Source organism: Streptococcus sp. STC1396, from assembly GCF_058933875.1.
Genome location: NZ_JBZYCU010000005.1, coordinates 69,493 through 91,906 on the forward strand (window position 1 = coordinate 69,493; position 22,414 = coordinate 91,906).

A 22,414-nucleotide genomic window follows, 5' to 3' on the forward strand; every position below is an offset into this window, starting at 1 on the left:
GATGCGTGTAAAAAAATTCTTTATTATTTTAGCTATATTTATGGCGGTGCTTACTTTAATAGCTTGTCAATCTACGGCGAAAAGGACTACCAGCTCCACATCTTCTTCTATTCAAAAAGGTAAGATTACAAAGAATCCAAAATTAGACAAGGAGACCGGTTCGAGTTGCCAGACTGCATCGTCTAGTGCGACAGTTTCTGAGAGTAAGGCAACAAGTTTGCTAGATGAAGTGATGAATGGCTTGCCTCAAGATGCCCAGTCTGCCAAGACAGATAAAATTTATGCAACAGGCAATGCCAAGGTTTATTATCGTTCCTTTGAAGAAGGATTTAGCGCTCAAACGCCTGATTTCAAAGGTTATACTGAGGAGAAAGTTAGAGAAATTCTTGGTGCACCAGAGACCGTGATAAGGGATTCGAACTATATTAAAGAGACCTTTAAGCGCCAAGAGTTAGAAAACTTAAAAGCGCTCTACTAAAGCCAATATGTGACGGAAGAACAGGCGAGGGCTTTCTATGCAGGAACCGCAGATATTGCACAGGCAGTCGGCTTGGGACAAGACTATCAGTTGGACAGCGCCTATATTTTATATAGTTACAAGCAAAATAAAGTTTATCTGATTTTCTTTGAAGGAGAGTTAAAATATATCACTCCTCACCCGGACTATCTTTATTTTAAATAAAGTATCAAAATCCCTTGCACTATTTTCCTAGGCTTGTTATAATAGCTAAAATCTCTTGAAACCAAGTGTTGGGAAAGTGAGGATATGCGGATGGAGGCATACACAAATGTCAATTTGGTGACCTGCGATAGCGATTTTCATATTTATCGAGAAGGTCTGCTGGTTGTGGAGGATGAACGCATTGCCTACTGTGGTGCCTATGATGAGGCTTGGCTAGAACAATGCAGTGAGCTAGTAGATTACGAGGGAGCTTGGCTCATGCCAGGGCTGGTCAACTGCCATACACACTCGGCCATGACCTTGCTGCGTGGGATTCGTGACGACAGCAATCTACACGAATGGCTGGAGGACTATATCTGGCCAGCAGAAAGTCAATTCACGGAGGATCTAACGACCGAGGCTGTCCAGCTGGCTCTGGCTGAAATGCTGCAGTCGGGAACAACGACTTTTAACGACATGTATAATCCTCAGGGAGTGGATATTGACCGAATTTACCAGATCGTGCGGCAGTCTGGTATGCGCTGCTATTTCTCCCCAACGCTCTTTAGCTCAGAGGCGGAAACGGCAGAAGAGACTCTGACTCGTACTCGGGCTATCATTGAGGAAATTCTCTCCTATGAAGATGCAGATTTTCAGGTTATGGTGGCGCCACATTCGCCCTATGCCTGTAATGAAGAACTGCTCAGGGGCAGCCTTGAGTTAGCGCGTGAGCTGGACTTGAAGCTTCATATCCATGTGGCTGAGACTCAGGAAGAAAATAAAATCATCTTAGAACGCTACGGTAAAAGGCCTCTGGCTTTCTTGAAAGGGCTAGGCTACTTGGAGCAGTCAGCAATTTTTGCTCACGGAGTTGAGCTGAATCCGTCAGAAATTGCAGATTTAGCAGCTTCTCCAGTCAGCATCGCCCACAATCCTATCAGCAACCTCAAGCTGGCTTCCGGTGTAGCTCCAGTGACAGACTTACTAACTGCTGGTGTGACCGTTGGCCTCGCGACAGACTCTGTCGCTTCTAATAATAATCTGGACATGTTTGAGGAAGGTCGGACAGCTGCCCTTCTTCAGAAGATGCGTGCAGGTGATGCGACCCAGTTTACGATTGAGCAGGCTTTGAAGGCTTTGACTATTGAAGGAGCTAAGGCGCTGGGTTTGGAGAACAAAATCGGCAGTCTGGAAGCGGGCAAGCAAGCCGATTTCATTGCCATTCAACCCAAGGGACGACTTCACCTCTATCCTTTGGAAAATATGCTATCGCACCTAGTATACGCCGTTAAGGGTAGTGATGTTCAGGATGTCTACATTGCTGGGCAGCAGGTCGTTCAGGATGGACAAGTGCTGACGGTTGATCTAGAAAGTTTTGTATAAGTGTGAAAGTTTAAAATGGAAGCAAGGAATAGGCCTAGCTTCCATTTGTTTTAAAATTCAACAAAACAATTAGAAATCGCTTGCAATTTCAAAAAATTATGCTATACTTAGTTCATGGATTGTTACTGGTCAGGCAGGCAAAACCTAAGCAAATACAAGATATGAAGCAAAATCTTGCTTTCTATTTGGTATGTGTTTAGGTTTTTTTGTTACCTATTTTCCGGGAATAGGGGGCAAACTGACGACCTAAAAAATACAAGGAGGTCCATTATGGCTAAAGACTATACAGAATTAGCTCAGGATATTGTTGCTCATGTGGGCGGCAAAGACAATATTACCAAACTGGTACACTGTGTGACGCGCTTGCGCTTCTCTTTGAAGGATGAATCCAAAGCTGACACAGACTATTTGATGAAACGGGACGGCGTCGTAACGGTTGTGAAGGCTGGTGGCCAATACCAAGTCGTTATCGGAAATCATGTACCAGATGTCTACGACACTGTGCTCAAAGTCGTTGGAATTGCTGGCGAAGGCAGTGTTGATGCAGATGACGATGTAGTAGAAGGGAATCTTTTTGACCGCTTCATTGCCCTCGTATCTGGGCTCTTCCAACCAATGTTGGGTACCTTGTCAGCGGCCGGTATGATTAAAGGTGTAGTAGCCATTATGGCAGCTCTTGGTGTGCCTGCTACAGATGGCGCTTATGTTGTGCTCAATGCAGCTGGAGATGGACTTTTCCAATTCTTGCCTTTGATTTTGGCGATTACAGCTGCTAAACGTTTCAAGATGAACCAGTTCACATCTTTGGCTATCGGTTTTGCTTTGGTTTATCCAAATATCGCAGCAAGTTTTGCAGGAGAACAGCCGCTTTATACGCTTTTTGCAGGCACACCGATTGAGTCTCCGATTTTCTCAACTTTCTTCGGTCTTCCGATTATCTTCCCGGCATCTAGCTATCTGTCAACGGTACTGCCAGTGATTGCAGCTGTTTGGGCAGGCGCTAAGATTGAAAAAGGCTTCAAAAAAATCATCCCAGATGTTGTAAAAGTCTTTATTGTGCCGTTCTTTACGCTGCTCATTACAGTCCCATTAGCCTTTCTGGTCATCGGTCCGGTTATGAGCTGGGCGTCTGATTTGGTAGGTGCTCTCTTTACAGGTATTTATGACTTTAGTCCGGTGCTATACGGCATTGTATTAGGGGCTGCTTGGCAGGTTCTGGTTATGTTTGGCCTTCACTGGGGCTTGGTTCCACTGGCAATCTTGGAACTGCAAAAAGGCCCAGGTGTCATCCTTGTTGCCACTATTGCAATCTGTTTTGCTCAGGCAGGTGCCCTGCTCAATATCATGATGCGTACTAAGGAAGATAAGGTCCGTCAACTCTCTATTCCAGCTTTCATCTCAGCTCTCTTTGGTGTGACAGAGCCAGCTATTTATGGTATTACCCTTCCTATGCGCTTACCATTCATCATGACCTGTATTTCAGGAGCGTTGACTGGTGCTTATCTGGCTTTCTTTGATGTGAAAATGCAGGTTATGGGCGGTATGGGACTTTTTGCCATTCCATCCTTTATTGAAGCTGGCAATAGCATGACCTTGATTCACTTCCTCATTGCCATTGTGGCAAACTTTGTGCTAGGTTTTGTCCTGACTCAGCTGGTCAAGATTCCAAATCTTTTTGGAGAAGCTGCTCCGGAACCTCAGGATGTTGAAAAAAAAGACTTTGCGACTGAAGTAAGTGAACAAGCTATTAGCAGCCCTCTTGCGGGAACTGTTGTAGCTCTGGAAGACACTCCAGATGCTGTCTTTGCTAGTGGAGCTATGGGTCAGGGTGTAGCTGTTGAGCCAAGTGTCGGCGAGGTGGTAGCACCAGCTGATGGGGTCATTCGTCTGCTCTTCCCAACCAACCATGCTATTGGTCTCGCGACAGATGATGGAGCTGATTTGCTCATCCACGTGGGTATGGATACCGTCGCCTTGGAAGGTCAAGGTTTCACAGCTCATGTTACCCAAGGTTCTAAGGTCAAAAAAGGCCAGCTGCTGCTCAGCTTTGATATCGAAGCGATCAAAGAAGCTGGCTATCCAGTGACAACTCCGATTATTGTGACCAATACAGCTGACTATGCTAAAGTTGATGTGGTGGCTGAAGGCCAGATTGAGGTTGGCACTCAATTGCTGGAATTGCATAGATAATGTTTAAATCAAACGAGTAGTGGCAAATTGAACCATTACTCGTTTTTAATTTCCATTGGAGGCTTATTTTATGATAAAATATAAGTAAAAAGGAGGCTGACAAAAATGGAGAAAAGAACTGAAAAAAGAAAAAAATCTGCGAGAAGTAACCGTGGCTTTATCCTTGCTCTGCTGGGAACGGTGTTGGTATCAGCGAGTGCTATTTTATTCTTTCAAAATATGATAGGAATGAATAAACAGAGCGATAGGAATACTGCTAAAAATGAGCCAAATTCCTCTTCGATAGCAGGGCAAAAGACGGACTCAAAAAGCGTTCGTATTATGGCTAATGGGGATCTTTTATATCATGACGGCCTCTATATGAGCGCTCAAAAGGAAGATGGGAGCTATGATTTTTCGGAAAATTACCAGTATGTCAAGGAATGGCTCCATCAGGGAGACTTGGTTTTGGGGGATTTTGAAGGGACCATTCGGCCGGACTATCCTTTAGGGGGCTATCCGCTTTTCAACGCTCCAGAAGCCGTTGTTTCAGCCATCAAAGATGCTGGTTATCAAGTAGTAGATCTGGCCCACAATCATATCTTGGATTCTGGTCTCGAAGGAGTGTTCACAACTGTCAAGGCTTTTGAAAATCAAGGAATTACTCCAGTTGGTGTCTACACTCATGAAGACCGTGCCAAATCTCCGCTCCTCATCAAAGAAGTAAAAGGCATCAAGATTGCTATTCTGGCCTATTCCTATGGTTTTAACGGCTTGGAGTCCAATCTTAGCCAGGAGGAGATTGATAAGCATCTGTCAACTTTTGATGAGGAGAAGATGAAGGCTGAGATTGAGCGGGCAGAAAAAGAAGCGGATATTACGGTAGTCATGCCGCAGACGGGAGTCGAGTATCAGCTGGAGCCGAATGAGGAACAGGTAAACCTTTATCACAAAATGGTGGACTGGGGAGCGGACATCATTTTTGGTGGGCACCCGCACGTGGTCCAACCCTCCGAAGTCCTTGAAAAAGATGGCCAGAAGAAGTTGATTATCTACTCCATGGGGAATTTTATCTCTAACCAGCGGATTGAAACCATGGCTGGTGTGGAGACTGCCCAATGGACGGAGCGTGGCGTGCTGATGGATGTCACCATTGAAAAGACGGACAAGGGGACGATTATCAAAACAGCTCAGGCGCATCCAAGCTGGGTTAGTCGTGTGGAAAAGGGAACTTACTCACCAGAAGGATACCCGCTTTACACTTATCAAACCCTTATCTTAGAAGATTTCATTGAGGGCGGAAAATATCGGGATCAGCTAGATCAGGCAACCAAAGATCGGATTGACACAGCTTATCAAGAAATGAATGAGCATGTACATCTGAACTGGGAATAACCTAGCAAAGACTCTGGAGTGACATAGCTGCTGAAAAGTAAAACTCAAAAAAATCCAATAAACCAAAAACGAATGCTTCACTTCTTCAGATGTTGATGGAAGAAGGAACATTCGTTTTTGGTTAAAAAATCATGATTCAATTCTGTTTTCTAATGCAGACTGTTTAAGCAAACTTAGCAATCTCATTTTTTCCGATATTGACTGGGGGTCATTTGGTAGTATTTTTTAAATTGACGATTGAAATTGGAGAGGTTGTTAAAGCCAGACTGACTGGAGATTTCCAGAACTGACAGAGTGGAGTGCTGGAGGAGTTCGGCAGCCTTGCGCAGGCGAAATTGAATCAGATATTCAATGCAGGAAACGCCCAAATGTTTTTTGAAGAAATTCATGAAGTGCGTGGGACTGTAGCCGCAGATGCCAGACAGCTGATCAATAGTGAGCTCTTCCTGATAATGCTCATTGATGTAGTCAATGATGGAGCGGATTTTCTCCTCCTTGCGATAGCCCTCAGCAGACAGCTCCTTGGAGACGATATAGTCGTTCTCAAAGAGCAGGTGAAAAAGCTGGTTGAGCTGGGCCTTGAGCTGAAATTCATAGTATTTCTTTTGGAAATAGCCCGTTTCCATGGTGTCCAGCAGACATTTGCGAATTTGCTCATAGGCTTGGTCACTAGGCTTGATCACATGGACAAAGTCTAGCTGGCCATTGTAGAGAGGCTGTAGGTAGTGAATGCTGGCATGATCCATAGCTGAATAGCCCATCAAATCCAAGTGAAAGTTAATCGCATCCATATAATGCCGCTGATTGTCAATCGGGTGGATCGAATGGAGAGCATTGGGACGAATCAGGATAATATCACCTTTTTGACTATTGAAATAATGATAGTCAATGTGAAATTGGGCGCTTCCTTCGTGGACATAAATAATCTCAACATCTGTATGCCAATGGAAAAGAATATCAGGATGGCCGTTTTCAGTAATTGTCCGTGTCAGAGAGTACGGAGTGCCTTGGTTTTTATAGACGGTATTTTTATGCAGTTGCCCTAAATCAATCATGTCATCACTCTTTCGTGGAATAGTATCATTTTTTAAGATGATTGTGTTGGAAAATATATTTGACAACTATTATAATATAATTAGAATAAAAACGAAAGTAGGAAAATGCAAATGGGTAAATTTCCAGAAAATTTTCTTTGGGGCGGAGCGACAGCAGCCAACCAGTATGAAGGAGCCTACAATGTTGATGGGAAGGGACTGTCCGTTCAAGATGTGACTCCGAAAGGTGGCGTGCCAGCTAAGGCTGGTGACCACGATCCTTTGATTACAGAGCAGCCTACACCGGACAATCTTAAGCTGGAAGGGATTGATTTCTACCACCGCTACAAGGAGGATATTGCCCTCTTTGCGGAAATGGGCTTCAAAGTTTACCGGACTTCTATTGCCTGGTCTCGAATTTTCCCAAATGGGGATGAGCTGGAGCCAAATGAAGCCGGCCTGCAATTCTACGACGATCTTTTTGATGAGCTGGCTAAGTATGACATTGAGCCACTGATTACCTTGTCTCACTATGAAACGCCGCTGCACTTGGCGCGTCAGTACAATGGCTGGGCTAACCGCGATTTGATTGATTTTTATGAGCGTTATGTTCGCACGGTCTTTACCCGCTACAAGGACAAGGTCAAGTATTGGCTGACCTTTAATGAAATCAACTCAGTCCTTCATGCACCCTTTATGAGCGGAGGAATTGCGACTCCGTTTGATGAGCTGTCCAAGCAGGATCTTTACCAAGCGGTTCATCATGAGCTGGTGGCTTCTGCTCTAGCGACTAAGATCGGTCATGAAATCAATCCGGATTTCAAGATTGGCTGTATGGTTTTGGCTATGCCGGCCTATCCCATGACACCCAAGCCAGAAGATGTGCTGGCAGCGCGCGAATTTGAAAATCAAAACTATCTCTTCTCTGATATCCATGCGCGTGGAAAATATCCAGCCTATATCAATCGTTTCTTCAAGGAGAATGGGATTGAGATTCAGTTTGCGCCGGGCGACAAAGAGCTTTTGGCTGAAAATACTGTAGACTTTATTTCCTTCTCCTACTACATGAGTGTGGTTGCGGCCCATGATCCGGAAAATTATTCTTCTGGCCGAGGCAATCTTCTAGGCGGCATCATGAATCCTCATCTGGCTAGCTCAGAATGGGGCTGGCAGATTGACCCAGTCGGTCTGCGCTTGGTGCTAAATAGCTTTTATGATCGCTATCAGCTACCTCTCTTCATCGTGGAAAACGGCCTTGGAGCCAAGGATGTCTTGGTGGATGGTCCAAATGGCCCAACGGTTGAAGATGACTACCGCATTGATTATCTCAAACAGCATTTGCAGCAGGTGGGAGAAGCGTTGGAAGATGGCGTAGAATTGCTAGGTTACACAACTTGGGGCTGTATTGACCTGGTATCTGCCTCTACGGCGGAAATGAGCAAGCGCTATGGCTTTATCTACGTTGACCGCAATGATGACGGCACTGGTAGTCTAGCTCGTTACAAGAAAAAATCCTTTGACTGGTACAAAGAAGTCATCGCAAGCAACGGAGGCAACCTCTATGAAGATTGAACATGCAGCCCTTTATGTCCGTGATTTGGAAGCGGCTCGACACTTTTTTGAAACTTATTTTGCAGCTAAGAGCAATGCCCTTTACCATAACCAGAGAACAGGCTTTCAGTCCTATTTTCTGACCTTTGACGAAGGAGCGCGCTTGGAAATTATGACGCGGGATGAGGATTTGACAGATGGCAGCCATGACCTGCTTTTCACAGGTTACCACCATCTGGCCTTCAGCCTGGGCAGTCCTGAGGCGGTAGACCAACTGACAGTCCGTTTGGAAAAAGGTGGTTATCCTGTTCTGAGCGGCCCTAGAGTGACAGGTGATGGTTATTATGAAAGTTGTATCCAAGCTTTTGAAGGCAACCAAATTGAACTGACAGTTTGAAACATAACAGCTGTGAGTTCTGTTTCTAATTAGAGCTCCTTATAAAATAAACCTTGTCTAGTGACTAGGTTTGGATTGAAGAAATTATTCTAACGAATGTCTCTTCAATCTTTTTTGTTTTCTAGTCAGGGGCTGGGCAACCTGATTTCCTATTATCAAAATAGCTTCGTATGGCTTTATTTTCAACTTTCTAAGTAGTATAATAAAGTCTAAACAAAGCAAAAAAGGCAGACTGGCTTAGTAATTAAAAATTATTGGATGGGCAAATGAGCTGGAGGATGGTGAATTACCAAGGATTTTCTTGCAGCTCAATAGTCTAAATAAGAGAAGCTGACGCATGAAACAGCCCATAAAGTTTAAAGGATTATGACAGAAAGAGCAAGACTTGCTTGAGGTGAAAATATGACCATTAAAATGATTGCTACAGATATGGACGGCACGCTTTTGGATGCGAGAGGGGAGCTGGACTTGCCGCGTCTAACAGCTGTTTTGGATCAGCTGGAGGAGCGAGACATCAAGTTTGTCGTTGCAACAGGCAATGAAATCCAACGAATGCGTCTATTATTGGGGGATTTGACAGATCGTATGACCCTGATTGTAGCCAATGGAGCCAGAATCTTTGAAAAAAATGAAATGATGCTGGGGACCTTCTGGCAGACTGATTTGATTGCGGACACACTGGATTATTTCCATGGCCGAGAACGAGATGTTCATTTAGTTGTGACATCTACAAAGGGCGGTTTTGTTCAGGAGGGCACAGATTTCCCTATGATAAACAAGGTTATGACAGATGAGATGGCTCGTCATTTTTATAAACAGATGAATTTCATGCCCAGTCTGCAAAGTCACCATTTTGAAGAAGTGCTGAAGATGAGTATTATGGTAGATGAAGCGAAAGTAACAGAAATCACGCAACGAATCAACAAAGACTTCTCTGGACGATTGAGTGCGGTGACCAGTGGTTACGGCGCGATTGATATTGTCCAAGAAGGCGTCCATAAGGCTTGGGGAATTCGTCAGCTGATGGATCAGTGGCAAATCGGAAGCAAGGAGATTATGGCTTTTGGAGACAGCGAAAATGATTTGGAAATGCTGGAATTGGCGGATTTCTCCTACGCCATGGCAAATGGAGACGAGAAGATTAAGCGCATTGCCAGTCGCTTGGCACCAGCCAATACAGAAGCTGGGGTTTTGCAGGTTATTGAGCATTACTTAGAAAAAGGAGTTTAAATGGCAGTTCAACTATTAGAACAGTGGCTCTTAAATGAGCAGGCAAAGATTCAGAAAAATTATCGGGACTTGAATCAGCTTGCGGTAAAAGAGCCAGCGATTATTTTTATCGGTGATTCGATTGTGGAATATTTCCCGCTGCACGAGTTGCTGCAAAGTCCCCAAACGCTGCTCAACCGAGGGATTCGTGGCTATAAAACAGACCAACTGCTTGAACATCTAGATGCCCATCTCTTTGGGCAGGCTCTGGATAAGGTCTTTCTCCTGATTGGAACCAATGATCTCGGTAAGGAAGTGCCTCAAGAAGAGACCTTAGCTAACTTGGAGGACATTATTCAAAGTTTGGCAAGGGACTATCCTTTGACCCAGCTCCAGCTTTTGTCGGTTCTGCCTGTAAATGAGAAGGAACAGTACAAAGGGACGGTTTACATCCGGACGAACGAGAAGATTCGAGCTCTCAATCGTGCTTACCGAGACCTAGCAAGTATCTATACGAATGTCCAGTTTATCGACCTTTATGATACTTTCTTGGATGAAAGTGGCCAATTGCGCGAGGAATTTACCACAGATGGCTTGCATTTGACCATCGCCGGCTATGCAAGGCTATCAAAAGCTCTCCAACCTTATCTCTAAGTGCTCTTAGGAAAAAAGATTTTCATATTAGCAAGAAAAAACGCTCCAGTCTGAATGAAGATTGGGGCGTTTTAGATACCTATATAAAAAGCGTGCTAAATGTTACAAAAAGATTACAAACATTACAGTTGTATGTTGACGAGTGGTTTTGAAAGGTATAAAATATAAGTGAAGATTCATTAGAAAGCAGGATAGGATTATGAAACACAGGATGTTTGGTCGCGAACTACAACGCTTCTCCATACGGAAATATTCATTTGGCGCAGCTTCCGTTTTGATTGGTTGTATCCTCTTTATGACGGGGCGGCCTGCATTTGCAGATAGTCTGGCTGCTAATCCAGTAGAAATAGCAAATCAGAACCTTGATAGCATGAAAGAAGAGGCAACCAACCAACTCACAGTAACTCAAGCTGTGACAGAGCAAAAAGAAGAAGTAGTCGCAACAGAAAAAGAAAAGTCTGAATCGTCAGTTTCAACTTCAGATTTACCGATGCAAGCAGAAAATCCTTCCACAATGAGCGAAGGTGCAGCGGACACATCAACTCCATCTGCTAGATCGGAGACTGAAGCAGCAAGAGCAGCGGACGAAAAAGAAAGCGGCCCTGTTGCGGTTGATACGACTGTTCGTATGGCTGCGGCTGCAGGAACTACAAGTAGTGAAGAACAGCAGATACCGAAGCAAACCTTGCCAAGTCAAGGACAGTATACCTATACAAAACGGACAGAAGTAAAAAATGAGCCTAAAGCGACTGCACCGACTCAATTCTATGTAAATGCTGGAGATAAGGTGTTTTATGACAGAGTTTTGACTACGGATGGTTACCAATGGATTAGTTACAAATCTTACAGTGGTATTCGGCGCTATGCTGCGATTGAAAAATTAAGTCAAGCAGAGCCTCAGAATCCTATAATCGATACTCCCCAAGGCACCCTCGCTATTACAAATGTAGATTCAAATGCTGGTAGCTTCGATGTGCATGTAACCAATATCTCAGCTCCTAAGCCCATCAAAAAAGTAGCCCTGCCCACTTGGTCCAGCGTTAATGGGCAGGACGATATCATCTGGTATGATGCTAAAAAACAAGTGGATGGGAGCTATAAGATCAGCGTTGCTGCCCGTGACCATAAGTATTCCACAGGCGAGTACAATATCCACCTTTATTATCTACTGGCAGACAATCAGCTGGTCGGCGTAGGCGGTACCCAAACAACTGTCACCATCGGCAAACCGCAAGGAAAACTGGATATCACCAATAATAATCCAGACACAGGGAGCTTTGATGTCGTCGTCTCAGAAGTCTCAAATCCTTATGGTGTCAAGGAGGTTAAGCTCCCAACCTGGTCTAATGATAAAGGTCAAGATGATCTGGTCTGGTACACAGCAACCAAGCAGGCTGACGGCACTTACAGGGCTCGCATTCAGGCTCGCGATCACAAATATTCTCTGGGAGACTATACAGTTCATCTTTATTATGTCCAAGATGACGGCCAATTAGTCGGTGTGGGTGGCACCCAGTTCAGTCTGGCCGCTAAGCCCAAAGGAACTTTGAAAATCGAGAACAATAATCCCGATACAGGTAGCTTTGATGTGATTGTTTCTGGAGTATCTAGTCCTTTTGGAGTCAAGAGTGTGCATCTCCCAACCTGGTCTAATGACAAAGGTCAAGATGATCTGGTCTGGTACACAGCAACCAAGCAGGCTGACGGCACTTACAAAGCTAGTATTCAAGCCCGCAATCATAAGCTGTCCACTGGTGAGTATCATGTCCATCTCTATTATGTTCAGGATAATGGCCAGCTGATTGGAGTCGGTGGAACAACGACGACCGTTTCTATCGCTAAACCAAAGGGAACCCTGACGATTAAAAACAACAATCCCGCAACAGGCACTTTTGAAGTTTTAGTCAGTGGGGTGAGCAGTCCGGAGGGAGTTCGTGAGGTTCTTCTTCCGACCTGGTCTAGTGCCGAGGGTCAGGATGATCTTATCTGGTATCGGGGTGTTCGTCAGGCTGATGGTGTTTACAAACTGACGGTCAAGGCTAGCGATCATAAGTATTCTACCGGCGAGTACAATGTCCACCTCTATTATGTAGGAGATAACGGCAAGCTGATTGGTGTGGGCGGCACCAAGACGACAGTTTCTCTGGCAGCTCCAAAGGGCAAGTTGACCATCCAGAACAACAATCAACAGACGGGCACTTTTGAAGTGGTGGTTTCTGAAGTCGAGAATGGCTATGGCATAAAGGAAGTAAAACTTCCGACCTGGTCTAGTGCCAAGGGTCAGGACGATCTTATCTGGTACACAGCGGCTAAGCAAGCCGACGGCACCTACAAGGCACAGGTCAATCTACGCGACCACAAGTATTCCACAGGTGAATACAACATCCACCTCTACTATGTCCAGAATGATAGTCGTATGGTCGGCGTTGGTGGCACCAAGACGACAGCAAATATAGATGCAGCCTTTATAAAGAAAGTTCGCTACAATGGATCTTATTACTATGTTCAGGGTAAATATAATGAGATTGTCATTGCAAATAAAAAACATCCACTAGCTTCAAACTATAATCCTGGTGAAAATCCAACTGCCAAGGAAGCCTTTGTCCGTCTGAGAAACGATATGATAGCGCAAGGTTATAATGTTGGCTATGGCTACAGCGGCTTCAGATCTTATGACTACCAAAGAAACTTGTACCAGCATTATGTAAATACGGATGGTCAAGCCGCAGCGGACCGCTATTCTGCCCGTCCTGGCTATAGTGAGCACCAAACAGGTCTCGTTTTTGACTTGACAGATAAGTCTGGCAATCTGTTGGAAGATACCGCAGCAAGCACTTGGCTAAAAAATAATGCCCATCGATATGGCTTTGTCGTTCGCTATCAGCCTGGCAAGGAAGCTTCGACAGGCTATATGCCTGAAGCTTGGCATATTCGCTATATTGGTCAAGAAGCTCCAGACATTTATCGTTCTGGTTTAAGTTTGGAAGAATATTATGGCTTTGAAGGTGGAGATTATGCGACGGCTCCGTCAAATTCATCCCAAAGCAAGCCAAGTCTTCCTGCTCAGGGAACTTACTATTTCACTAAACGCTCCTCTATCAAGGCAGAACCCAAGCAGTCCAGTCCAGAATTGGCTTATTACACAGCTGGGGAATCGGTTCATTACGATCGAGTCCTTGATGCGGATGGTATGAGATGGATTTCCTATCTCTCTTATGGCGGAAACAGGCGGTATATTTCCATCGGTTAATCCAGATATTTCAAAACGAGTGTGATTTTGTTGTCACACTCGTTTTTCTATATTCTTTAGACGCTCATGGCTGCCTTATTCTAACCATTGGATAAAGGCAGTTTTATCTTGGTTATTGTATCCGGCGTGTTTATAAAAATTCCAAGTGCTTTCTTGCTTGGAGCTCGTTAGTAGCATCATTTTGTAGCAATTTGCTTCAGTCGCTATTTTCTTAGCAAAATCAAGACATTCACTAGCATAGCCTCTGCCTCTAAAATCGTGATGGGTGACGACATTTTCTATCAAGGCATAGGGACGTAGCCCTCTTGTGAGATTAGGTATCACGACACAAATACAAGAGGAAACAATTCTCTCATCAACTATCTTGACAATAATATGATGATCTGGATCGTCTATCATCCGTTGCCACACTTTTTGTAAAGCAGGATTCTTTTCTGGGATGGCAGTCTCGTGCAGGGAGAGGTATAAATGTAGTAATTCTTCCAATTCATTTGGAGTCGCTTCTCTTAGCATATTTTCACCTATGATTTCATGATTTCTTCAGGTTTTCTAGCGCTATTATAACATTTTTTACAAGCAAATTTCTAGCTTGTTCTGGCTAGCACTATTATTTTAAAGCGCGGAAGTGCTGCAGCTAATGTCCATTTTAAGCCTTTTCTGAAATCTATTATAAAATACATTAGAAAAATCAGAAAAATCTTATTTTTGTTATGTAATAGTTATCAAGCTTTATTGAGCATATTCTTATACAGGAGGGTCAAAAGATGATAAATTGATATAGTAAGATTTGTTGAAACGTTTTCATTATATTGTCTGAAAGTTTTCAACGAATCATTAAAATTTTTGAAGGAGAGTTATCATGACTCAAGGAAAAATTACTGCATCTGCAGCAATGCTCAACGTATTGAAAACATGGGGTGTAGACACCATCTACGGTATCCCATCAGGAACACTCAGCTCACTCATGGATGCTTTGGCTGAAGACAAAGATATCCGTTTCTTGCAAGTTCGCCACGAAGAAACAGGCGCTCTTGCTGCGGTTATGCAAGCTAAATTCGGCGGCTCAATCGGGGTTGCAGTAGGTTCAGGTGGTCCAGGTGCGACTCACTTGATTAATGGTGTTTACGATGCAGCTATGGACAACACTCCATTCCTTGCTATCCTTGGATCACGTCCAGTCAACGAACTCAACATGGATGCCTTCCAAGAGCTCAACCAAAACCCAATGTACCACGGAGTGGCTGTATACAACAAACGTGTAGCTTACGCAGAGCAATTGCCAAAAGTTATTGACGAAGCTTGCCGTGCTGCTGTATCTAAAAAAGGTCCAGCTGTTGTTGAAATTCCAGTAAACTTCGGTTTCCAAGAAATCGACGAAAACTCTTACTACGGTTCAGGTTCTTACGAGCGTTCATTCATCGCTCCTGCTTTGAACGAAGTTGAAATCAATAAAGCTGTTGAAATCTTGAACAATGCTGAACGCCCAGTTATCTACGCTGGTTACGGTGGTGTTAAAGCTGGTGAAGTGATTACTGAATTGTCACGTAAAATCAAAGCACCAATCATCACAACTGGTAAAAACTTTGAAGCTTTCGAATGGAACTACGAAGGGTTGACAGGTTCTGCTTACCGTGTTGGTTGGAAACCAGCCAACGAAGTGGTCTTCGAAGCAGACACAGTTCTTTTCCTTGGTTCAAACTTCCCGTTTGCTGAAGTTTACGAAGCCTTCAAGAATACTGAAAAATTCATCCAAGTGGATATCGACCCTTACAAACTTGGTAAACGCCATGCCCTTGACGCTTCTATCCTTGGTGATGCAGGTCAAGCAGCTAAAGCAATCCTTGACAAAGTAAACCCAGTTGAGTCTACTCCATGGTGGCGTGCAAACGTTAAGAACAACCAAAACTGGCGCGATTACATGAACAAACTTGAAGGTAAAACTGAGGGTGAATTGCAGTTGTACCAAGTTTACAATGCCATTAACAAATATGCTGACCAAGATGCTATTTACTCAATCGACGTAGGTAACTCTACTCAAACATCAACTCGTCACCTTCACATGACACCTAAGAACATGTGGCGTACATCTCCACTCTTTGCGACAATGGGGATCGCCCTTCCTGGTGGTATTGCTGCTAAGAAAGACAACCCAGACCGCCAAGTATGGAACATCATGGGTGACGGTGCATTCAATATGTGCTACCCAGACGTCATTACAAACGTTCAATATGACCTTCCAGTTATCAACCTTGTCTTCTCAAATGCTGAGTATGCTTTCATCAAGAACAAATACGAAGATACCAACAAACACTTGTTTGGTGTTGACTTCCCTAACGCTGACTACGCGAAAATCGCAGAAGCACAAGGTGCTGTTGGATTTACAGTAGACCGCATCGAAGAGATCGACGCAGTTGTTGCTGAAGCTGTGAAACTCAACAAAGAAGGTAAAACGATTGTCATCGATGCTCGCATCACGCAACACCGTCCGCTTCCAGTAGAAGTACTTGAATTGGATCCAAAACTTCATTCAGAAGAAGCCATCAAAGCCTTCAAGGAAAAATATGAAGCAGAAGAACTCGTACCATTCCGCCTCTTCTTGGAAGAAGAAGGGTTGCAATCACGCGCAATCAAATAATTCTTCTCGTCGAAAATCAAATTTTAAATTTGTAGACCTCATTCTGAGGTTTACTTCCGACGATTCCATCATTGAAACCTTAATTTTCAATGATGGAATCTAGTGCGGAGCCTAGAAAAAGTCCCAAAGGATTTTTCGTAGTTTGATGAGCAAAGATTTGCCATCAAACTTGGTTCCGCCTTGTTTATTCTTTGATTTTCTTAGAGTAGAAGTTAAAAAGATCGGAGTAATCCGGTCTTTTTTGTCTTCTTACTTATCACAAGATTGTGATAGTTTACATCTTCATAACAAAGCGATAAAAACACTTGATTGTTTTGGTCTATCATTATAAAATATAACACGAAAAAACGAAAGAGGTTTTGGAAATGACTGAAAATCAAATGAAAATACTAGGTTGGGTTGCAACCTTTATGTCCGTGATGATGTATGTGTCTTATTTTCCACAAATCATGAATAATCTAGCTGGGCAAAAAGGAAACTTCATTCAACCACTTGTTGCGGCTATTAACTGTAGCCTCTGGGTCTACTACGGCCTTTTCAAGCAAGAAAGAGACATTCCGCTTGCAGCAGCAAATGCACCAGGGATCATTTTTGGGCTAGTAACTGCAATTACTGCCTTGATTTAAAATAAAAGGAATAGGAGGAGACTGTTTTTTTCAGTCTTCTTTTTTTCTTTTTCTCAGTTTGCAGAAAAATCTTGTTTGATGTCTGGGCTCATTGGAGAAAAGATGAGTTTATTTTAAAGAGCTGGAGAAAGAATCAGAGTGAAAATAAGTTGGTAAAAACTAGAATAGTATCACTATTTCGCAGTATTTCACAAGTAAAGGTCTTGAGATTGCGGTATAATATAAGTAAATGAACAATCAAAATAAGAAAGTGAGTAGAGATATGACTGAAAAACTGACTTTTCCTGATGGTTTCTTGTGGGGCGGAGCGACAGCTGCCAACCAGTGCGAGGGCGCTTATGATGCGGATGGTCGCGGGCTGGCCAACGTAGATGTGGTGCCGATTGGTGAGGACCGTTTGGCCATCATCACGGGTAAGAAAAAGATGTTTGACTTTGAGGAAGGCTATTTCTACCCAGCCAAGGAAGCTATTGATATGTACCATCGCTTTAAGGAGGACATTGCCCTCTTTGGCGAGATGGGCTTTAAGACCTATCGTCTGTCCATTGCTTGGAGCCGGATTTTCCCGAAAGGAGATGAGTTGGAGCCCAATGAAGCTGGCCTGAAATTTTACGAAGACCTTTTTAAGGAATGCCACAAGTACGGCATTGAGCCCTTGGTGACCATTACTCACTTTGACTGTCCCATGCACTTGATTGAGCAATATGGCGGTTGGCGCAGCCGTAAGATGCTGGAATTTTACGAGCGTCTCTGCCGCACACTTTTTACTCGCTACAAGGGCTTGGTCAAGTACTGGCTGACCTTCAATGAAATTAACATGATTCTCCATGCACCATTTATGGGGGCGGGGCTCTGCTTTGAAGAAGGCGAAAATGAAGAGCAGGTCAAGTACCAAGCAGCCCATCATGAGCTGGTCGCGTCAGCCATTGCTACCAAGCTGGCCCATGAGATTGACCCGGAAAACAAGGTTGGCTGTATGCTGGCGGCGGGTCAAAATTATCCTAACACCTGCCATCCGCGTGATATATGGGCTGGTATGGAGGAAGACAGGAAAAACTATTTCTTCATCGACGTACAAGCGCGTGGTGAATATCCCAACTATGCTAAGAAAGCTTGGGAGCGCGAGGGCATCACTGTCGAAATGACAGAAGAAGACCTGCAGCTGCTCAAGGTGCATACGGTGGACTTCATTTCCTTCTCATACTACTCTAGCCGGGTGGCTTCGGGAGACCCTAAGGTCAATGAGCTGACCGAGGGCAATATCTTTGCTTCTCTGAAGAACCCTTATTTGGAAGCTTCTGAGTGGGGCTGGCAGATTGATCCTCTGGGCTTGCGCATTACGCTTAATACCATCTGGGATCGCTATCAAAAGCCTATGTTTATCGTGGAAAACGGTCTGGGTGCAGTGGATACTCCGGATGAAAATGGCTATGTGGCTGATGATTACCGGATTGACTATCTGACGGCCCATGTCAAGGCCATGCGGCAAGCCATCAATGAGGACGGTGTGGTGCTGTGGGGCTACACGACTTGGGGCTGTATCGACCTAGTATCCGCTGGCACTGGTGAGATGAAGAAGCGCTATGGCTTTATCTATGTGGATCGAGATAATGAAGGAAAGGGAACACTCAAGCGCTCCAAGAAGAAATCCTTTGACTGGTACAAGGAAGTCATCGCGACGAATGGCGCATCTGTGAAATAACATCAAGATCCAACGTTTACTGCGTTGGATTTTCTTTTGCATCGTTTATATTTGATTGACTTGCTGGCTCATCCTTGCTACACTAGTTTTATCAAGCTATTGGAGAATGATGATGGCCAATCTTTTACTAATTGAAGACAACAATGATATTCATGAGATTTTGAAAAATCTCTTTACGCAGGAGCATGTCGTGTTTTCAGCTTATTCTGGGACCGAGGGACTGCGGATTTTTGCGGAAGAAGAGATTCATCTGGTTCTGCTAGATATTATGCTGCCGGGAAAAAATGGCGATGAGGTGCTAAGGGAAATTCGCAAGACCAGTCAGGTGCCGGTGGTCATGTTAACAGCTCTGAGCGAAAAGAGTCTCGTGAGCCAGTATCTGCTGGACGGCGCCAATGACTACATTGTCAAGCCTTTTAATCTAGACGAAGTGGTGGCGCGTGTCACTGTCCAACTGCGAGGCAGTCAGCAGTCCCAGTCTAAGCCTGCTGGGGAGACATTGATCAAAAACATTCGCCTTCTGCCAGATACCTTTGAAATTGCTTCTGGGGACCAGTCCATGCGGCTGGGGAAAAGGGAATTTCAGATCTTCCAGACCTTGCTGGCTCATCCTAAAAAGATTTTTACCAAGGAGGAGCTGTATGAGTCGGTCTGGGAGGAGACCTATCTGCCAGGCGATAATACGCTCAATGCCCATCTCAGCAATCTTCGTAAGAAATTAGCGCAGCTGGATAGTTCGACAGACTATATCGAGACCATTTGGGGTCTGGGCGTGCGGCTCAAGGAGGATTAGCTATGTGGTTGATTTTAGCCTTCGTGCTCATACTCTTCTTGTCAATCATGCTGGTTCGTTATCATCTGACGATTCGTAGTCTGACCAGCCAGATTCGTGACAAACGTCGTACAGGAAGTCAGCTTCGCTTGACCTTGAGAGATCAATCTCCGAGCCTAGTGGCTCTGACTGACGAGGTGGAGCAGCTTTTTCAGGAAATTGATAAGATGTCCTTTGTGACCCAGCAGGAAAAGAAAACCTTGGACATGGCCATCAGCAATATTGCCCACGATATTCGAACGCCACTGACCATTGCGAGTGGCTATACGCAACAGCTACTCAAAGACGCTGATAAGGAGCAGATGGATCAGCAACTGCAAAAGATTGCGGATAATCTAAGTATGGTATCCAGACGCTTGGAGGCTCTGATGGAATACCGTCGCTTGATGGAAGGAGCCATTCGACCGAAGTTGCAGCGGGTAGACCTATCCCAGCTGGTCACTCAGCAACTCTTTGCCTACTATGATGCCTTTCAACGCGCAGGGATTGATTTAGAGGTGGATTTGTCTGAAAATCTGTTGCTGGAAACGGACAGTGATATCTTTGATCGAATCGTCCAGAATATGCTCAGCAATGTCCTCAAACATGGCCGAGAAGCAGCCAGCATCAGTCTGAAAAATGAAGGGCAAAAGGTTATTTTTCAGGTCAAAAATAAGGTTCAGAAGCCTATTTTGCATCTGGATAAGCTAACCAATCGCTTCTATTCTGAAAATCTCTCCAGCAGTGAGGAATCGTCTGGACTTGGCCTTTATATCACCCAGCAGCTGGTCGAAATCTTAGGTGGTGATTTGACCATGCAATCAGAGGACGATTGGTTTGAATTGATTGTGGCCTTATAAAAAAGAATCAGCTAGTCAGAAGATTAGCTGATTGTTTGCTTTTAGAGATCTTTTTTCTTGAAAATGAGGAGGCTGTTGCCTAGGAAGAAGACTGCTATGCCAATTGCTACCAAGCTAGCTTGCAAAACAACGGCAGGATCCGCAGCCATCTCTATTCCAAATCGTAAGGTTAAATAGCGGAACAACTCTATATGGGGATAGAGTAAGACTGGAAAGGCGAGCAGGGCGCTTCCGACAAAATAGGTAATAAAGACCGCAGCAATGGAATGGCTGATATAAAGGACGAAAGACACAATACTAATCCAAGCGATGGTTATCATGAGCTGGACGAGAATAGTTATGAAAAATTGGCCAAAGAAACCTGCCGGAGCTGTCCCAATTCCATTGATAGCGCTAGCGATGATGAAGGATAGCCCTAGCAAGAGGATGAATTGGAAGATGGCGACAACAAAGGAGACCAAAGTTTTAGATAAGAAGAACTCTGTCCGTGAAATACCGTGAGCGAGGCTGTTTTTATAAAGCTTACGGGACAAGTCCACACCTAATAAGAGGCAGACGACAATGAGAGTGAAAAATATAACACTGTCAGAATTTCCAGAGAAATGGGCAAGAGCATTGATACCTGTCATTTTTATTGATGCTTTTTGAGCGACGTTTTGTCCATCCATCTCAATGGATGTTCCAAATCTGCTCGTAACCTTATAGAGGACGCCAATCAGGATATTGGCTAGTAAAACGAGCTCGGTAATCCAAAAGCCCTTGGAGTGAAAGAGACGGTAAAAGTCAGCGCGAATGGTTTGAATCATGATAGACCTCCCTGGTTTTGATCAAGTAAATCTGTAAAGAAATTTTCGAGATTTTGCCGTGCATAGTAGATTTCTTGAATGACTAAGTCAGCTATGGCTAGCTCTTTTACGATATTGTTGATGTTGTGCGAATGGGTAAAGACATGGATTTCATTTTGTGCATTGACCACCTTGATGCGGTAGCCTAATTGGTCTTGGAGCAGCTGGCTGGCTTCCTCCAAATGATCCGTTTTCAAGACGATATAATCTTCGCTTTGCTCCTCAAATTCAGCCTTGGAAATTTCCTTGATCATATGACCTTGGTCAATGATGCCAAAGCGCGTAGCGACTAGATAGAGCTCGGATAGGATATGACTAGAAATAACAAAGGTCATGCCCAGCTCTTCATTGAGCTTTTGGACAAGCTGGCGAAATTCCTTGATGCCGACAGGATCTAGTCCGTTAATAGGCTCATCTAAAATCATCAGATCTGGCTTGGATAGTAGGGCGATAGCGATGCCCAAGCGTTGCTTCATCCCGAGGGAGAAGTCACGAAATTTCTTTTTGCCAGTGTCCGTCAGGTCTACATAGTTGAGCGTTTCTTGGATGGCCTTATCGGCATTAGGAATCTGACGCAGTTTGCAGTAGTAGCTGAGATTTTCGTAGGCGGTCAAGTGGTTGTGGGCAACGGGCGTTTCAATGACCGAGCCGACCCGCTTGAGGCCTTGTGTCCATTCGGCCTGATTGCTGGAACCAAAGAGAGACACGGTTCCGCTGCTGGCATGCATCAGCTGGGTCATGATTTTGATCAGAGTGGTTTTACCAGCCCCGTTTTTACCGATGAGACCGTAGATATCCCCTTTTTTGATGGTCAGGTTGACATCGCTCAGAGCTTGCTGCTGGCCGAACTTTTTGCTGACCCCTTGTAAAACTAAAATATTTTCCATGGTTTTACTTCTCCTTTTTGATTTATTCTTGGAAATCCTTTCCTCACTATCCAGTATATCGGACACTTATTAAGTATTCATCAAGCATTTCTAAAATATTTCTAAAATCTTGAAATAGAAATTATAATTCTTGTTTAAGCGGACTGAGGCCTATAGAAAAGAGAGTGGGACAAAAATCGGTAATTCGTTAGAATTCGATTTCGTCGTCCCACCTCCGTACAGTTGAGTAGGGCTGTAAAAGCTGATGAAATCAGCGTAGTAGAGCCCACTCAACCACTGCGTCTTGCTCGACAATCCAAAGACAATTGAGAGGCTAGGACTTTTTATACGAAAACTCAAAAGAGC

At 44.2% G+C, this 22,414-nt stretch carries 17 protein-coding genes and 1 pseudogene; 14 read left to right on the top strand and 4 right to left on the bottom strand.

Annotated elements, in window-relative coordinates:
• The first annotated feature begins 40 nt into the window (after nt 1-40).
• From AC5FEC_RS02950 to AC5FEC_RS02965, 4 genes and pseudogenes are all read left to right on the top strand, one after another.
• Nucleotides 41-682 (top strand): annotated as a pseudogene (locus AC5FEC_RS02950) (DUF4947 domain-containing protein).
• Nucleotides 683-772: 90 nt separating this feature from the next.
• On the top strand, nt 773-2,044 hold the full coding sequence (locus AC5FEC_RS02955) for a TRZ/ATZ family protein (RefSeq protein ID WP_493661241.1): 1,272 nt from the start codon (nt 773-775) through the stop codon (nt 2,042-2,044).
• Between the two features lie 270 nt (nt 2,045-2,314).
• Nucleotides 2,315-4,234 (top strand): beta-glucoside-specific PTS transporter subunit IIABC, encoded by a 1,920-nt coding sequence (locus AC5FEC_RS02960; protein WP_493661242.1) that lies wholly within the window; start codon nt 2,315-2,317, stop codon nt 4,232-4,234.
• Nucleotides 4,235-4,339: 105 nt separating this feature from the next.
• Nucleotides 4,340-5,608: a CapA family protein gene (locus AC5FEC_RS02965; RefSeq protein WP_493661243.1), complete on the top strand. Its 1,269-nt coding sequence runs from the start codon at nt 4,340-4,342 to the stop codon at nt 5,606-5,608.
• Between the two features lie 182 nt (nt 5,609-5,790).
• Here AC5FEC_RS02965 and AC5FEC_RS02970 read toward each other — a convergent pair whose 3' ends face one another.
• Nucleotides 5,791-6,663, bottom strand: a complete 873-nt coding sequence (locus AC5FEC_RS02970; protein WP_304949015.1) for an AraC family transcriptional regulator — start codon at nt 6,661-6,663, stop codon at nt 5,791-5,793.
• A gap of 105 nt (nt 6,664-6,768) precedes the next feature.
• On the opposite strand from AC5FEC_RS02970, the gene AC5FEC_RS02975 reads away from it, so the two are divergent.
• The 5 genes from AC5FEC_RS02975 to ldcB all read left to right on the top strand — a co-directional run bounded on the left by AC5FEC_RS02975 (nt 6,769) and on the right by ldcB (nt 13,703).
• The gene (locus AC5FEC_RS02975) at nt 6,769-8,214 is read left to right on the top strand and encodes a glycoside hydrolase family 1 protein (protein WP_493661244.1); all 1,446 of its coding nucleotides are present in this window, start codon (nt 6,769-6,771) and stop codon (nt 8,212-8,214) included.
• The gene (locus AC5FEC_RS02980; RefSeq protein ID WP_037614383.1) at nt 8,204-8,590 is read left to right on the top strand and encodes a VOC family protein; all 387 of its coding nucleotides are present in this window, start codon (nt 8,204-8,206) and stop codon (nt 8,588-8,590) included. The genes AC5FEC_RS02975 and AC5FEC_RS02980 overlap by 11 nt, the downstream gene beginning before the upstream one ends.
• Before the next feature lie 402 nt (nt 8,591-8,992).
• Nucleotides 8,993-9,820: a Cof-type HAD-IIB family hydrolase gene (locus tag AC5FEC_RS02985; RefSeq protein WP_493661245.1), complete on the top strand. Its 828-nt coding sequence runs from the start codon at nt 8,993-8,995 to the stop codon at nt 9,818-9,820.
• The gene (locus AC5FEC_RS02990; RefSeq protein ID WP_493661246.1) at nt 9,821-10,453 is read left to right on the top strand and encodes an SGNH/GDSL hydrolase family protein; all 633 of its coding nucleotides are present in this window, start codon (nt 9,821-9,823) and stop codon (nt 10,451-10,453) included.
• 199 nt (nt 10,454-10,652) lie between these two features.
• Nucleotides 10,653-13,703: an LD-carboxypeptidase LdcB/DacB gene (ldcB, locus tag AC5FEC_RS02995; RefSeq protein WP_493661247.1), complete on the top strand. Its 3,051-nt coding sequence runs from the start codon at nt 10,653-10,655 to the stop codon at nt 13,701-13,703.
• A gap of 75 nt (nt 13,704-13,778) precedes the next feature.
• Here ldcB and AC5FEC_RS03000 read toward each other — a convergent pair whose 3' ends face one another.
• A complete protein-coding gene (locus AC5FEC_RS03000; RefSeq protein ID WP_493661248.1) occupies nt 13,779-14,216 on the bottom strand; it encodes a GNAT family N-acetyltransferase in 438 nt (145 codons plus the stop codon).
• A gap of 346 nt (nt 14,217-14,562) precedes the next feature.
• On the opposite strand from AC5FEC_RS03000, the gene spxB reads away from it, so the two are divergent.
• The 5 genes from spxB to AC5FEC_RS03025 all read left to right on the top strand — a co-directional run bounded on the left by spxB (nt 14,563) and on the right by AC5FEC_RS03025 (nt 20,337).
• On the top strand, nt 14,563-16,338 hold the full coding sequence (gene spxB / locus AC5FEC_RS03005; protein ID WP_493661249.1) for a pyruvate oxidase: 1,776 nt from the start codon (nt 14,563-14,565) through the stop codon (nt 16,336-16,338).
• 365 nt (nt 16,339-16,703) lie between these two features.
• Nucleotides 16,704-16,964, top strand: a complete 261-nt coding sequence (locus tag AC5FEC_RS03010; protein WP_037614401.1) for a SemiSWEET family transporter — start codon at nt 16,704-16,706, stop codon at nt 16,962-16,964.
• 262 nt (nt 16,965-17,226) lie between these two features.
• Nucleotides 17,227-18,666 (top strand): 6-phospho-beta-glucosidase, encoded by a 1,440-nt coding sequence (locus AC5FEC_RS03015; RefSeq protein WP_493661250.1) that lies wholly within the window; start codon nt 17,227-17,229, stop codon nt 18,664-18,666.
• A gap of 112 nt (nt 18,667-18,778) precedes the next feature.
• On the top strand, nt 18,779-19,459 hold the full coding sequence (locus AC5FEC_RS03020; RefSeq protein WP_493661251.1) for a response regulator transcription factor: 681 nt from the start codon (nt 18,779-18,781) through the stop codon (nt 19,457-19,459).
• Between the two features lie 2 nt (nt 19,460-19,461).
• On the top strand, nt 19,462-20,337 hold the full coding sequence (locus AC5FEC_RS03025; RefSeq protein ID WP_493661252.1) for a sensor histidine kinase: 876 nt from the start codon (nt 19,462-19,464) through the stop codon (nt 20,335-20,337).
• A 41-nt stretch (nt 20,338-20,378) separates the two neighbouring features.
• Here AC5FEC_RS03025 and AC5FEC_RS03030 read toward each other — a convergent pair whose 3' ends face one another.
• Entirely contained in the window at nt 20,379-21,143 is a 765-nt protein-coding gene (locus tag AC5FEC_RS03030) for a lantibiotic ABC transporter permease (protein ID WP_493661253.1), read from the bottom strand.
• Nucleotides 21,140-22,069 (bottom strand): ATP-binding cassette domain-containing protein, encoded by a 930-nt coding sequence (locus AC5FEC_RS03035; RefSeq protein ID WP_493661254.1) that lies wholly within the window; start codon nt 22,067-22,069, stop codon nt 21,140-21,142. Before AC5FEC_RS03035 ends, AC5FEC_RS03030 begins: the two co-directional genes overlap by 4 nt.
• Nucleotides 22,070-22,414 lie beyond the last annotated feature (345 nt).